The organism is Pseudomonas tensinigenes, assembly GCF_014268445.2.
Lineage (GTDB): Bacteria > Pseudomonadota > Gammaproteobacteria > Pseudomonadales > Pseudomonadaceae > Aquipseudomonas > Aquipseudomonas tensinigenes.
Genome location: NZ_CP077089.1, coordinates 2,721,651 through 2,735,594 on the forward strand (window position 1 = coordinate 2,721,651; position 13,944 = coordinate 2,735,594).

The window sequence follows — 13,944 nt, forward strand, 5'->3', positions numbered from 1 at the left end:
CGCCGATAGCAGCCAGCAACAAAGCGTGGCTGCCGGCACCATGGCCGCAGCCGCCAGCCAGATGACCGCGAGCATCGAGGAAATCACTCGCCACGCCGAACGTGCCCTGAGCATGGCCAGTCAAGCCGAAACTCTGGCCAAGGAGGGCGGTGGTGTGATTCATCAAGTGGTCAGCGACATGGACGATATCGCGCGCTCGGCGCAACAGTCGGCCCAGGTGATCCGCACGCTGGATCAGGAATCCGAAGCCATTTTCAACATCATTCAGGTGATCAAGAGCATTGCCGACCAGACCAACCTGCTGGCGCTCAATGCTGCCATTGAAGCGGCTCGGGCCGGCGAGCAGGGCCGGGGCTTTGCCGTGGTGGCTGACGAAGTGCGCAGTCTCGCGGCGCGCACCAGCGCCTCGACCCAGGAAATCGCCGCGATGGTCGCGCGCATTCAGCACAGCACCCGCGAGGCGGTCAGCAGCATGGAGGCGGGCGTCGCGCAGGTCGACAAGGGCATGGCGGTGACGGCGGATGTCGAGCGCGCTATTCGCGAGATACTTGAGGCGACGTTGAGCACGACACAACTGGTCAACGACATCACCCGCACGATTGGCGAGCAGAGTCAGGCCAGTAACGAAATTGCCCATCAGGTGGAAATGATTGCCGGCATGTCCGAGGGCAATAGCCGGGTGATCGGGCAAACGGCGAATACCACCGATGAGTTGTCGAGCCTGGCGGGGCAGTTGGCGCAGTCGGTGGATCGGTTTCGGCTGTAGTCAGGAAGATTTGTATTGTCAGGGCTACCGCCTTCGCGAGCAGGCTCGCTCCCCCCTTTGGAATGCGTTCCCTTGTGGGAGCGAGCCTGCTCGCGAAGAGGCCCGCTCGGCCAACGTTCATTCAGGCTAGATCATTACCTTCAGAACTTGAACGCCTGCCGCCCCACCAGCAACCACTTGCCATCCTGCTTCTGCCAGATCTGAAAATTCTCGATCTCGGTCGGTATCACCTCGGTCCCCTTCAACGCCTGTGCGGAAAAGTGGTGGCGCACCAGCGCGGTATCGCCGGACAGGGTGATGGTCTGGTTTTGCATTTCCAGGGTCTTGAACGCGCTCTTGCCGGTTTCGATATCGGCGATGAATTCCTTCTTGTCCTGAATCTTGCCGCTGGAGTGGCCGTAAGTCAGGTTGGGCGCGGTGAGCGCGTTCAGTTCGGCGATGTCCTTGTGCAGCATCGCCTGGGTCAGATGATCCACCGCTTGGGCGACATCTTTTTCCGCCGGGGCCGAGGCGGCCATGGCGTAACCGTTGAAGGCACAGAGAAAACCGATCAGCAGTCGGGTCTTGGTCATTGCGGTTGTTTCCTTGTTGTTATGGGGTTGATGACTTGTTTGTCAGTCGTCGTACAACCTAGCAGAAAATTCGTCAGTAAGGCACTGCCGAAAAGCGCTTGATCGCTGGCCAACTACACTTGAATGCAGGATGGTTTGAGTCGGCGCACTGATCGGAGGGTCATGTTCAGCGTCTGGCGGCCGATAAGTCCCTGAGCGGAAAAAGACTCTCAAGTCGGGAACAGACGCGCGGGTTTGCCCTGACGTGATATTCTTCGCGCCAACTTGGTTTGACCTTATTCAGTTTGCTTGCCTTTGGGCGAGCCGACGGAATCCCTGTCGCTCAAGTAGCTGAGCCAATAATGATAAGAAGTCAGTTCAGAAGGGACATTAACTGAGGTCGATGCAGCATGTCGGCCTTGTGTGCCCACCCGTCAAAATTGAAGTGTGCCGGAATCTGCGACGCTAGCCTGAGCGTCATCAAAGCGGATCGCATACAGATAACAGCGGCGGGCGGAAGGCGTTTTATCATAGGTGCAACAGATGTTTAAAAAAGTGAACACAGCCCTGCTGGGTCTGGCTTTGGCGATGGGGATGACATCCGCCAATGCTGACGAAGCAAAGAAAGTCGACGTCCTGCTGATCGGCGGCGGCATCATGAGCACCACCCTCGGTGTGTGGATCAATGAGCTGGAGCCAAGCTGGTCGATGGAAATGGTCGAGCGCCTCGACGGCGTCGCCCTGGAAAGCTCCAACGGCTGGAACAACGCCGGTACCGGTCACTCGGCGCTCGCTGAGCTGAACTACACCCCGGAAGACGACAAAGGCAACGTAACGATCCCGAAAGCCGTCGAGATCAACGAAGCGTTCCAGGTCTCCCGTCAGTTCTGGGCCTGGCAGGTTCAGCAAGGCGTTCTGAAGAACCCTCGCTCGTTCATCAACACCACGCCGCACATGAGCTTCGTGTGGGGCGATGACAACATCAAGTTCCTGAAAAAGCGCTACGAAGCCCTGCAAGCGAGCCCGCTGTTCGCCGGCATGCAGTACTCCGAAGACCCGGCTGTGATCAAGAAGTGGGTCCCGCTGATGATGGAAGGGCGTGACCCGAACCAGAAAATCGCGGCCACCTGGAGCCCGCTGGGCACCGACATGAACTTCGGCGAAATCACCCGCCAGTTCGCCACGTACCTGCAGACCAAGCCTAACTTCGATCTGAAACTGTCGAGCGAAGTCCAGGACATCACCAAGAATGCCGACGGCACTTGGCGCGTCAGCTACAAAAACCTGAAAGACGGCACTAAAACCGAAACCGACGCCAAGTTTGTGTTCATCGGCGCGGGCGGCGGTGCACTGCACCTGCTGCAGAAGTCGGGCATTCCTGAAGCCAAGGAATACGCTGGCTTCCCGGTAGGCGGCTCGTTCCTGGTGACCGATAACCCGGCCATCGCTGAACAGCACCTGGCCAAGGCCTACGGTAAAGCGTCGGTTGGCGCACCACCGATGTCCGTTCCGCACCTGGACACCCGTGTTCTGGACGGCAAGCGCGTCATCCTCTTTGGCCCATTCGCGACCTTCAGCACCAAGTTCCTGAAGGAAGGCTCGTACCTGGACCTGCTGACCAGCACCACCACCCACAACATCTGGCCTATGACCAAGGTCGGCATCAAGGAATACCCGCTGGTCGAGTACCTTGCTGGCCAACTGATGCTGTCGGATGAAGACCGTCTGAACGCGCTGAAGGAATACTTCCCGAACGCCAAAGCCGAAGACTGGCGCCTGTGGCAAGCCGGCCAACGCGTGCAAATCATCAAGCGTGATGAAGCCGCTGGCGGCGTGCTGAAACTGGGCACCGAAATCGTTGCTGCACAAGACGGCTCCATCGCCGGCCTGCTGGGCGCATCGCCGGGCGCGTCGACCGCTGCTCCGATCATGCTGAGCGTGCTGCAAAAAGTCTTCAAAGACAAAGTAGCAACGCCTGAGTGGCAGTCCAAGCTGCACCAGATCGTGCCAAGCTACGGCACTCAGCTGAACAGCGATCCAGCCAAAGTGGCTGCAGAGTGGGCCTACACCGCCAAGATCCTCGAACTGCCGACACCTCCAGTGATCGGTCAGGTGGCTGCTCCGGCCGCACCTGCAGCTGAAAAAGCTGAAGCTCCGAAGGAAAACGCTGCACGTGACATGGCGCTGTAACTAGCCGCCAGTTGCACAAAGCCCACTGAACCGGCGACGGTCAGTGGGTTTTTTTGTGGTAGACGGATAATCAATTCGACGGTAACTCTGGATAGGATCCTCCGACTTGACTGCACAGCAGGAGTGGGCATGTCCGGAAAATGTAAATTGTAGAGTGAAAAAAGTTTTTTATATCCCCTGTTGAGGATTTGTGAAGTGCAGCGGAGTTATACGGTATTGAAGTGCAGTCTCATAAGCTTCATTAAAGTATCTTGTCAAAGGACGTCTTTCAAATGACTCATGCTCTTTAATAATGTCGGTGTGGTCTGTATCGTTGAGCTTTAAGTTGTAATGAAGCCATCCGTATAGTTTTGGCGTAGTTTCTACTCGTAGAGCTAAAGTGTCTTCGGAAAATTTTCGAGCCAATTTCTCATCTGTCATAACCGCAATAGTGGATAGATTGTATGACATCGCTATGCATGATAGCTCTCCGCTGCTCAATTTTTTGGGAGCTTTAAGGGCGATTGTAATCAGATCCCTAAGGTCGCAGTGTTGAATAGATATCTGGTTTTTTGATAATGCTAAATTTAAGCGTTCTTTCAGTTGGTCTTGTTCCTTGGTTGGTTGTTTTCTTGTTTTGTATAGGCATTCATAATTTACCATTGGAGTAATTATAAAGTGCACGCCAGATGAAAATGCAGCTAGACTCAGTTTTTTTGCGGATAGTATGTTCCATATGGAGCAAGTGTCGACAGCTACTAATTTAGAGAAGTTCCTCGGGTCAAAAGCCATGTTTGATAGTCCATCCAAATAATTTTCCAATTTCAGAAAGATCTTGAAGCTCTACTCCGAGTAGTTCACACAAGCGATGGGTGCTGATCAAATTATTTTCATGTGCTTCGCAACATAGAGATACATAGTAGTCTGATAGTCCTTTTTCTAATAAATTTGTTCTTCTCTCTCGTTGTAGTTTTGTTAAGTTTTGAGGCGCTTCAGGGTCGACTTTTTCTGAGTTCGCCACTCTGGCGATTTTTAGCGCGTCTGCTTGTTGTGGAGTGATAATGCCTTCGTCTTTTAATGCTTTTGAGAGCGCAGAAGTACTAACTCGGAACTGTTGAGCCCAATGTACTATGGTGTTTTGGTCCCAGTGAGAAATGGATCTTAGCATTGCTGGAGGCATTAAGTAGTTTGAGGCAAAGCTGTTGGCTCGAATCTCAATAAGGTCTTTTTTTGAATACTTTGTGCTGCCAATATCGTAAGTGACTCTGACCTTTTCTTTGGAGTCAAAAATAGAGTGGGCTACTTCGTGAGCTACCGAGAAGCGCTGGCGATAGATGTCTTCATTATAATTTATTAGGATGCAATGTCCCGCTATAGGGTCTTGTATATATAGTCCGGAAATTTCACTGTTGCTCAGTTTTCGGCGAAAAATATGTATCCCAATTTCTCTGAAGTCAGAGTAAATATCTCGTTGTACGCTGTTGGAGGGAATCCCTAAATACTTTCTTAGCCAACTGGCAGCATCTGCTCCGTGCTTTTTGAAGAAGTCTCCCGTCCAAATAAAGTCTGGTTTTGTTTTTTTTCTTTTTAGAATTGTCTCCAATTCATTTTCACATTGACAAAAATATAAAAATTCTTGTACGGAACGGCGATCTTGCTTGTTGAAAGTATTTCCGAAACGGCGAAATAGAACTTCCGTAAGGGAGGAAGGCGCGGGGCGCTTTTCATCAAGTAGTTGTAGAAAGTCGCATTTGTACAAAGATGCGAGTATCAAAATTTCATCACCCGTTGGTGCAGACGAACCGAGTTCTAATTCCGTCAATCGTTCGCTTACGATGCCGCACGCATTGCTAACTTCGGAGAGGCTATACTCAAGGTTTTCTCTGCTGTTTTTTAATCGTTCGCTAATTAGTGTTAAGTCAACATTCATTTGATTTGCCTCTTTTGTTTGGTGTGCTGGATGTAAGAGGTCTTCAGGCATATGTGATTAATTGTCGTTTCTAGACGGCCACTCGACAATATTTTCTATGCTTGCTTTTTCCTTTTGAGAACTGAAGCTTGTGCGATTTCTTTCTTGGAGGTATCGCTGATTTTTTAGTACGGTTTTTGAAGTGTTTTCGATGAGAACGCTTGGTTTGTATTTGACAAGGTGTTGTTGATTTTTAATTTTTTCAGGTTTCGGAATTGAACGGCTGGAAGGAGGTTTGCTATTTTTTATTGTACTAGAAACTGCTGAGTTGAATTGGTTGTTTGATGTGGGTTTTGCCTTGCTAACTGAGTATTCCGCTGTGCTAATATTTTGTCCAGGTTTGTTATTGAACAGGTAGGTAGCGAAGGCTGCAGCGGTTGTAACTAATAAATAAGGGAGCAAATGACGTCGTGCATGCTTGGCGGCGCGCAGAGAAATCATAATTAAAGCTGATGTTTTCTTAATATTATGAGGGTCAAGTTTCACATAGGAGGAACTGTAAAGAATCGAGGCCGAACGGGGCTCTCTGGTTTTCTCGGATGCGGATGCGGATGCGGGTGGTGGTGGTGGTGGTGGTGGTGGTGGTGGTGGTGGTGGTGGTTTAACAGACGCGCGAACCTGCGCTTGCATCTTGAGAAGCTGCTCTCTCAGAAGTTGTTTTTTTCGAGTTTCGAGTTCGGCATCATGGTTTTTTCGAAGGTCGGCGTTAGATAGCACATGATGTGCTTCATTTATTTTTTGCATAAATTCTGCGGCTTTTGAATCACCAGGGTTTTTATCCGGATGATGCTTTTGAGAAAGCGTTTTATAGGCCGCTTTTATCACTTCAGGTGGTGCACTTTCTGAAACTTTCAGAATATCGTAGTGATTGATTATGTCTTGCATTCGGCAACTGCATCCTTGATTTGTCGATAGAGGATGATGGCACATAGCCTTCGCTCAGTCATCACAAACTAGGCTCCGATGGGAGCCTCCAGGAAAGCGCATCAAGGATGCCTTTTCAAAAAAAACCTCTGCATAGGTGGGTTCAGCAGATGCATTCAATAATGCCTAAATGAGGTGGTCGAAAATTAAGTTTTGGCCTTGGCCAGATAAGCGCCGAGTCGCCGCCCCATCTCTTCCCCCAATGCTTGCAACCCGCTCAGCGGCCGCACCATTACCTCAAACTCGACAATCTTGCCGTGCTCGTCAAAGCGAATCATGTCGATGCCCTTCAGCTCCTTCGAACCCACCTTGGCGCTGAACTCCAGAATCACATTCAAGCCATCGGCAGTCGCCAGCTCACGGTGATAGGTGAACTCTTCAAACACCTCGAACACGGTATTGAGGATCATCGACACCACTGGCGCGCCCGGATAAGGCGTGTGGGCCATCGGCGAGCGGAACACGGCTTGCGGGTCGAGCAGGCCGTGCAGGGCGCTGAGGTTGCCGGTGTGGATCATTTCGTGCCATTTGCCTAGCGATGCGGCGACGTTGGGTTGCAGGTTCAGGTCGGTCATGTTCACTCCAGGATTTTTCTTGTTGTTGTCGCGACGGCAATGACTCTAGATCAACCACGCGGAAATTGAACCCTTGTGCCGCGATCTGAATGTCGACCCATGGCCCATGCGGATCAGATGTGTATCTGATCCGTATTTTTTCACTGGATCTGCCTCTGTTACCAACTCAGTCATCCGCTCAAAATAGCCCCACGGTTCGGCACTCGCGGCAGTCCTTCATCCCGAAGCGCCCAGTGCACCGCAAGCTCAGCATTGAGGAGAGCAACATGAACAAGATGGCGATTTTTCTGGGTGGCTTTCTGACACTGACCATTCTGATCGGCCTGCTCGCAACGATTTCTCCGGTCTGAGGCGACCCTTTTCCAGTGACGTCCACGGGTGTGTCGCGCAAAGCATGTTTAAATGCCGCGCCCCACACCTGTAAATGGACTTCAGTCATGGCCGAACACCGCATTCGCGCGCTCGCACTTTGCGTTTTTCATCACAACGGAAAAATTCTGTTTAACGAATTTCGCGACCCGGTCAGCCAGCAAACCTGCTTTCGGCCCGTCGGCGGCGGTATCGAATTCGGCGAGACGAGCGCCGAAACCATCGTGCGTGAAGTGCAGGAGGAATTGGGGCTGTCCATGACGGACATGCGCCTGCTCGGCACACTCGAAAGTCTTTTCGTTTACAACGGCAAACCGGGTCATGAAATCGTTCAGGTGTATGACGCGACGTTTGTCGACCGTAGCGTTTACGCGCACCCACAGATTGAGGGTCATGAAAGCAACGGCGCTCCCTTTACCGCGCGTTGGCATGCCAGCTCAAGCTTCAGCGAGCTGGCGCCTTTGGTGCCGAAAGGCTTGCACGCTTTGCTGAAGAGCGCCGGACTGCTGGCTTGAGGGCTGGCGCCGCGCTCGACTCCCTGCATTTCCCACCCCCCTCAGATGCGTTGTGCCGCCGCCCTTCATTCCAGGTATTAGACTCAGCTGACAATTCAGTCGTTGGGGAATGATGGGCCATGGATTCGCTGATCAACGCTGCCGGCAGAGCGCTGTCCGCCGGTGACCCGCTAGGCGCGTTGAACTACGTCGCCCTGCGTGAAGATCCACCCGCGCTGGCCCTGCGCGCTATTGCCATGGCTCAGCTCGGTGATCTGCCCCGCGCCAAGGCGTTGTTACGGCGCGCAGTGAAGGCGTTCGGCAGCAATGAACCGCTGTCGCGGGCGCGTTGTGTGGTCGCCGAGGCCGAGGTCGCGCTGGTTGCGCGGGATCTGGGCTGGCCGGTGAAGGCGCTGGAGGCGGCGCGGCGGGTCTTGCAGGAGCACGGTGACGGCGTGAACGCGGCGCACGCGCGCTATTTGCAGATTCGCCGGTTGCTGTTGATTGGCGAACTGCAAAAGGCCGAAACGTTGCTGGGTGAAACTGACCCGGCGCCGCTGCCGCCGGCGCTGCGTACCGCTCATGAGTTGATTGCCGCCGGGATCGCCGTGCGCCGAGTGCAGGCGCACACGGCCAGTGCGGCGCTGGCTCGGGCGCAAATTGCGGCGCGACAGGCCGGGATCGCCGCACTGAGCGCCGAGGTCGATCACGCCAGTCACATGGTCGCTGCGCCGGCAGCGCGGTTGATCGTTACCGGTCAGGCGAAACTGGTGAATCTGGCGCAGGTTGAAGCTTTGTTCAACTCGTCGACACTGATCGTCGATGCCTGTCGCTACAGCGTGCGCGCTGCCGGCATGACGGTGCCGTTGGCCACGCGGCCGGTGCTGTTCAATCTTGCTCGATTACTTGCGCAAGCCTGGCCGGGCGATGTGGCGCGCGAAACACTGTTTGTCACAGCCTTTGGTTTTCCCCTCACGGATGAATCGCACCGTGCTCGCCTGCGGGTCGAAATCGGCCGATTGCGTGCAGCGTTGGCACCGCTGGCAAACATCAGCGCGACGCCAAAGGGGTTTGCGCTGATGGCCGAGGACTTGGCACTGCTGACACTGCCGATCGAAGACAAATACGCGGCGTTACTGGCTTTGCTCGCCGACGGCGAGGCCTGGTCGAGTTCAGCGTTGGCACTGGCCTTGGGCAACAGTCAGCGCCAGGTACAACGCGCCTTGGAGGCACTGGCGCAGGCGGACAAGGTGCAGGCGTTCGGCCTCGGCCGGGCGCGGCGCTGGATGACGCCACCGCTACCGGGTTTCGCGACGATCTTGTTACTCCCGGTGTCGCTGGGCAATGGCTAGGCTGGACCCACACATCCACGAGGAAGCCGACATGAAACACGCAAACGCAGAAATCCTTCGCGAGTACGGCCCGTTTGACGACATCAAAGGCATTCACGGCGTGACGTTCGATGGCCAGCAGGTCTGGTTTGCCAGCGACGGCCAGCTCAATGCACTCGACCCGGCCAGCGGCGAAACAGTGCGCACGCTCAAGGTCGGCGCCGACGGCGGCACCGCCTTCGATGGCCAGCATCTGTACCAGATTGCCGATCGCCACATCCACAAGATCGATCCGGCTACAGGTCGCGTACTCCACACCATTCCAGCTCCGGGCAATGGCGGTGACTCAGGCATGGCCTGGGCGGAAGGCTCGTTATGGGTGGGGCAGTATCGCGAGCGCAAGATTCATCAGATTGATCCGCAGACCGGCGAGATCCTGCGCACGCTGGAGTCGAATCGTTTTGTCACCGGGGTGACCTGGGTGGATGGTGCCTTGTGGCATGGCACTTGGGAGGGAGATGAAAGTGAGCTGCGACATATCGATGCGCAGGACGGCAAGGTCCTTGAGTCGCTGAAGATGCCGGCGGGGCAGGGCGTTTCGGGGCTGGAGGCTGATGGTGCGGATCGCTTTTATTGCGGTGGTGGCGACAGTGGCCGGGTGAGGGCGGTGCGTCGGCCTCAATGATCAAGATGTCTGCACCGGCCTCTTCGCGAGCAGGCTCGCTCCCACAGTGATTGCGGGTGACTACAAATTTTGTGACCAGCCTCAATCCGGGTGGGAGCGAGCCTGCTCGCGAAAACGGAGTATCAGGCACCGCTGTTGCGACGACGTTCAATACCCTCCGGGCCGCCGCTGTCCAGCAACCTTCTCTCCAGCAGGACATTCTCAAGGGCCTGACGCTCGACCGGCGCCATTTGGTGCTCACGCTTTTTCAGCTCCAGCAGAATCGGGCTGGACCAGGTGCGGTAGGTCTGTTCGATATTGCGACGCGACGTCATCAGTCTCTCCTTGATCAAGAGCCCGATATTGCGGGCAGGGGCTCAATCCGATGAGGTATTAACGTTAGACGACAAAGCTTGAAATCGCGAATGCACCGCGATCCCTGTAGGAGTGAGCCTGCTCGCGATAGCGGTGTGTCATTCAACGGATCTGCTGACTGACCCACCGCTATCGCGAGCAGGCTCACTCCTACAAAGGGATTTGTGCAGTTGCGAACATTTATGCTCGGCACGATCAGAAGTGGCCGCGGTCGTACTCTTCACATGGGCGTATCACTTGTGGAGATCCAATGAGCCAGGAAGTCCTGACCACCGAAACCAACCGCCGCCAGTTGCAGCAGATCATCGCCGGGCTGTCCGACGGGGTGATTTTGCTGGAGCTGGATCAGAGCATTCTCTGGGCCAACGAAGCCGCGCTGGCCATGCACGGTGTTAAACGCATCACCGATCTGGGCCACAATGCCGACGAGTACGCCAAGAAGTTCCACCTGCGCTATCGCAACAATCACTCGATCACCGCCGAAAACTATCCGATCAGCCGGGTGGCGCGCTGTGAGAGTTTCAATGACGTGCTGATTGAAGTGTCACCGGCCGACGACCCGGAGCGCATTTGGGTGCACAGCGTGCGCAGCATGATTCTCACGGATCGCGAAGGGCAGCCCGAGTCGTTGGTGTTGATCATGAGTGACGTCACTGACTGGGCCAACGCCGAGCAGCGTTTCGAAAAGACTTTCAATGCCAACCCGGCGCCGGCGGTGATCTGCCGTCTCAGCGACCTGCGTTACATCAAGGTCAATCCGGGGTTTCTCGAAATGACTGGCTACACCCGTGAGCAGGTGATCGGCACTTCGGCTTATGAAATCGACATCTTCGAGCAGGCCGAGAAAAAGGATCTGGCGATCCAGCGTCTGCGCGACGTCGCGACCATTCCACAAATGCAGGCCGAACTGCGTCTGCCCGATGGCGGTAGCAAGCAAGTGATCGTTGCCGGCCAGCCGCTGACGCTCAACGATGAGGATTGCATGCTGTTTTCCTTCGTCGACATGGAGCTGCGGCACAAGGCCGAGGTGGCGTTGCGTCAGAGTGAGGAGCGTTTTGCCAAGGCGTTTCGACTGACGCCAGTGCCGATCCTGATTTGCAGTGCCGATGAACAGCAAGTGATCGACGTCAATCAGGCCTTCCTCGAAACCCTCGCCTATGACAGCGAGGACGTGCTCGGCCAAACCGTGACGCAGCTGGATTTCATCGATGACAGCGGCGCACGTACGCGGTTGCTGGCCGCGCTTGAGAAAAACGGTCGGGTCGATCGGGTGGATGTGCGGGTGCGCAAGAAGGATGCGGACCTGCTCGAATGTGCGCTCTCGGCTGACACCGTGAATATTCAAGACACGTCCTGTTATTTGTTGGTGCTGATGGATATTACCGAGCGTAAACGTACCGAGCTTGAGCTGGTGGCGGCGATTGAGGAGGTGATGAAAGATGCTTCGTGGTTCAGTCGGACGCTTATCGAGAAACTGGCCAATGTGAAGAAGGTCAATTCGCCGCAACTGCCCAGCGTGTCGTTCACCGATCTGACGGCGCGCGAGCGTGATGTGCTCGGGTTGATCTGCGAAGGGCTGGCGGACAAGGAGATCGCGGCGCGGCTGAAACTGGCGCCGAACACCGTGCGTAATCATGTGGCGACGGTGTATTCCAAGCTGGATGTGCACAGTCGCAGCGAGGCGATTGTCTGGGCGCGTGAGCGTGGGCTGTTTGCCGGGGATTCGAGCATCAAGGGTCAGCGATAGGGTGCAAATGCACTAGTGGGTCTGGTGCAATTTGAGGTGTTGGCGGGCGGCGGCTGTTCTTAGTCTTGTGGGGTGCGGTGCAAGCCTTTTGGGTTTGTGGTCGCGTCCCTTCGAAGTAGCTAAAGGAACAACCGCAATGATGAATCTTGCGCAGTTGCGCGCGCAGCTTGAGCGTAGTTTTTCGCCGCTGGCGTGTGAGTGTTTGGTGGACGGTGATCATTCGCTGACCGTGAAGCTGTATCACCCGGTTTCGGGGCAGGTGGATCTGGTGATCAGTGGGTTGAAGCTTGATGCGTTGCGTACGCCTGAGTCGGTCGAGGCTTTGATTGAAGAATTGCGGTATGAGTTGGAGAGCAATTTTTTGCGTTCGTTTCGGGATCCGGATTTGGCTTAGGGCTTTTGGGCTTGGCGGCCTTTGGGCCGACCATGCTCTTGGGGTTTGGGGTGTATATCCGTTTTTTCGGGTGCTGCGGCTGGCGGTTTCGCTCTTACAGCGAGTCACTTTTGCAGACGCCCAAAAGTAACCAAAACGCTTTGCCCTGACGTTCGGCCCACTCGCTGGGGCTCGGGGTTCCTTCGTTCCGGGATCGATCCGGGGGCAGCGCCTACGGTTTGCTTCGCTGCACCTCCTCTCGCTGTGTTTGGCTTCGCCAAACGGTCGCTGCGCTCCCACCCCCGGATCAATCCCTCCACTCAGCCTGCCGACGGGCTTCCAGATCAAGATCAAAAGCCGCAGCCGAGCTAACGCTCATCCTGTTGAGTGGTGAAAAGCGGATGTGGTTTGCTTTTGCTTTTCTGTAGGAGCGAGCCTGCTCGCGATGGCGGCCTTACAGCCGACCAATATCTTCCAGATGTACATGATCCCTGTGGGAGCGAGCCTGCTCGCGAAGAGGCCCTGTCCGGCAATGCACATTCCAGTCTGCCAACCTTCTCAACCCCCCCCCAACGCAAAACCGACAGCCATAACAACCCCACATGGCGGTTTTACTGGCGCTTGCAAGGCACTCGGCTATAAAGAATGAGTGGTCAGGTCTTCCGTGGTCGGTTGGGTCGCGGAAGTTGCTCTTCCATTCATCGCGGGTCGTCCTATGAACCATCCTGGGAAACGCGTGTTGCCGCTGGCTTTTTTTGCTGTGTTGTTGGCTGGTTGCGCCAGTCCTCCACCCCCTCCGCCAGTGACGCCACCGCCACCGCCGGAACGCACGTGTCAGGTTCTCGAAAACACTGAAGTCGCCGGTGACATGTACGTCGACGGGCAGGTCACTCGACACATCACCACCACCCGTTGCGTCACGCAATAGCGCCGGCGGGGCGCAAGTCCCGGGTTGAGCGGATTGTGCTGGTGGCCGACCTGGCCGGTACGGCGGTGTTTGCCGTGGAAGGCGCCATTGCGGCGATGCGCAGTCAGCTCGACTTGCTCGGGGTGATGGTGATTGCGTTTATCGTCGCCCTCGGCGGCGGGGTCACCCGTGATCTGCTGATCGGTGCAACGCCACCCAATGCTGTGGCCGATTGGCGCTACCCGGCGCTGGCGTTTTTCATGGGTGGGCTGGCGTTTGTCTTTCATGAGCAAGTGCTGGGTTGGTCCGGTTCGACGCTGATCGTGCTGGACGCAGCGGGGTTGGCGTTGTTTGCCGTGGCGGGTGCGCAGAAGGCGTTGAATTTCGGCATTACGCCGTTTGTGGCGATGCTGATGGGCACGATCACGGGGGTTGGCGGCGGGGTGATTCGCGACATTGTGCTGGCGCGGGTGCCGGTGGTGTTGCAGGCGGATTTGTATGCGAGTTCGGCGTTTGTTGGCGCGGCGGTGTTGATCGTTGCGCGCAGGCTGGGCGTTTCCCCGGTAGCGGCGGCGTTGCTGGCGGGGGCGGCGTGTTTGCTGTTGCGTTTGCTGTCGGTGCATTTCGGCTGGCAATTGCCGAAAGTCATCGCCTGATACACAACCCTTGTAGGAGTGAGCCTGCTCGCGATAGCGGTGTGTCAGTCAACATTTATGTATTTGACACACCG

At 55.6% G+C, this 13,944-nt stretch carries 16 protein-coding genes; 10 read left to right on the forward strand and 6 right to left on the reverse strand.

Features of this window, described 5'->3' with window-relative positions:
• The first annotated feature begins 40 nt into the window (after positions 1-40).
• Positions 41-766 carry a methyl-accepting chemotaxis protein gene (locus HU718_RS29980; RefSeq protein WP_371850956.1) on the forward strand — a complete coding sequence of 242 codons (726 nt, stop codon included), beginning with the start codon at positions 41-43 and terminating at the stop codon, positions 764-766.
• A 140-nt stretch (positions 767-906) separates the two neighbouring features.
• Here HU718_RS29980 and HU718_RS11990 read toward each other — a convergent pair whose 3' ends face one another.
• Positions 907-1,338, reverse strand: a complete 432-nt coding sequence (locus HU718_RS11990) for a nuclear transport factor 2 family protein (RefSeq protein WP_095120253.1) — start codon at positions 1,336-1,338, stop codon at positions 907-909.
• A 522-nt stretch (positions 1,339-1,860) separates the two neighbouring features.
• On the opposite strand from HU718_RS11990, the gene mqo reads away from it, so the two are divergent.
• Positions 1,861-3,507 (forward strand): malate dehydrogenase (quinone), encoded by a 1,647-nt coding sequence (mqo, locus tag HU718_RS11995; protein WP_102902737.1) that lies wholly within the window; start codon positions 1,861-1,863, stop codon positions 3,505-3,507.
• A 168-nt stretch (positions 3,508-3,675) separates the two neighbouring features.
• On the opposite strand, the gene HU718_RS12000 is transcribed toward mqo, so the two are convergent.
• From HU718_RS12000 to HU718_RS12015, 4 genes are all read right to left on the reverse strand, one after another.
• Positions 3,676-4,278, reverse strand: coding sequence for a PIN domain-containing protein (locus HU718_RS12000; RefSeq protein WP_186614228.1), 603 nt, complete (start codon positions 4,276-4,278; stop codon positions 3,676-3,678).
• Positions 4,268-5,467, reverse strand: a complete 1,200-nt coding sequence (locus HU718_RS12005; RefSeq protein WP_186614230.1) for a helix-turn-helix domain-containing protein — start codon at positions 5,465-5,467, stop codon at positions 4,268-4,270. Before HU718_RS12005 ends, HU718_RS12000 begins: the two co-directional genes overlap by 11 nt.
• A 6-nt stretch (positions 5,468-5,473) precedes the next feature.
• On the reverse strand, positions 5,474-6,340 hold the full coding sequence (locus tag HU718_RS12010; RefSeq protein WP_186614232.1) for a J domain-containing protein: 867 nt from the start codon (positions 6,338-6,340) through the stop codon (positions 5,474-5,476).
• 185 nt (positions 6,341-6,525) lie between these two features.
• Entirely contained in the window at positions 6,526-6,954 is a 429-nt protein-coding gene (locus tag HU718_RS12015; protein WP_186614234.1) for a nuclear transport factor 2 family protein, read from the reverse strand.
• Between the two features lie 119 nt (positions 6,955-7,073).
• On the opposite strand from HU718_RS12015, the gene HU718_RS12020 reads away from it, so the two are divergent.
• The 4 genes from HU718_RS12020 to HU718_RS12035 all read left to right on the forward strand — a co-directional run bounded on the left by HU718_RS12020 (position 7,074) and on the right by HU718_RS12035 (position 9,833).
• On the forward strand, positions 7,074-7,304 hold the full coding sequence (locus HU718_RS12020; RefSeq protein ID WP_225936853.1) for a hypothetical protein: 231 nt from the start codon (positions 7,074-7,076) through the stop codon (positions 7,302-7,304).
• An 87-nt stretch (positions 7,305-7,391) separates the two neighbouring features.
• The gene (locus tag HU718_RS12025; protein ID WP_186614236.1) at positions 7,392-7,838 is read left to right on the forward strand and encodes an NUDIX hydrolase; all 447 of its coding nucleotides are present in this window, start codon (positions 7,392-7,394) and stop codon (positions 7,836-7,838) included.
• A 119-nt stretch (positions 7,839-7,957) separates the two neighbouring features.
• Complete coding sequence (locus tag HU718_RS12030) at positions 7,958-9,169, forward strand: helix-turn-helix domain-containing protein (RefSeq protein ID WP_186614238.1); 1,212 nt, start codon at positions 7,958-7,960, stop codon at positions 9,167-9,169.
• A gap of 31 nt (positions 9,170-9,200) precedes the next feature.
• Positions 9,201-9,833, forward strand: a complete 633-nt coding sequence (locus tag HU718_RS12035) for a Vgb family protein (protein ID WP_186614240.1) — start codon at positions 9,201-9,203, stop codon at positions 9,831-9,833.
• 122 nt (positions 9,834-9,955) lie between these two features.
• On the opposite strand, the gene HU718_RS12040 is transcribed toward HU718_RS12035, so the two are convergent.
• Positions 9,956-10,147 carry a hypothetical protein gene (locus tag HU718_RS12040; RefSeq protein WP_186614242.1) on the reverse strand — a complete coding sequence of 64 codons (192 nt, stop codon included), beginning with the start codon at positions 10,145-10,147 and terminating at the stop codon, positions 9,956-9,958.
• A 290-nt stretch (positions 10,148-10,437) separates the two neighbouring features.
• Here HU718_RS12040 and HU718_RS12045 point away from each other — a divergent pair, with 290 nt between their 5' ends.
• From HU718_RS12045 to HU718_RS12060, 4 genes are all read left to right on the forward strand, one after another.
• Positions 10,438-11,934, forward strand: coding sequence for a helix-turn-helix transcriptional regulator (locus HU718_RS12045; RefSeq protein WP_150729979.1), 1,497 nt, complete (start codon positions 10,438-10,440; stop codon positions 11,932-11,934).
• 136 nt (positions 11,935-12,070) lie between these two features.
• Complete coding sequence (locus tag HU718_RS12050; RefSeq protein ID WP_034152480.1) at positions 12,071-12,328, forward strand: DUF1652 domain-containing protein; 258 nt, start codon at positions 12,071-12,073, stop codon at positions 12,326-12,328.
• Positions 12,329-13,022: 694 nt separating this feature from the next.
• On the forward strand, positions 13,023-13,235 hold the full coding sequence (locus HU718_RS12055; protein ID WP_186614244.1) for a hypothetical protein: 213 nt from the start codon (positions 13,023-13,025) through the stop codon (positions 13,233-13,235).
• Positions 13,220-13,870 (forward strand): trimeric intracellular cation channel family protein, encoded by a 651-nt coding sequence (locus HU718_RS12060; RefSeq protein WP_189683948.1) that lies wholly within the window; start codon positions 13,220-13,222, stop codon positions 13,868-13,870. The genes HU718_RS12055 and HU718_RS12060 overlap by 16 nt, the downstream gene beginning before the upstream one ends.
• Positions 13,871-13,944 lie beyond the last annotated feature (74 nt).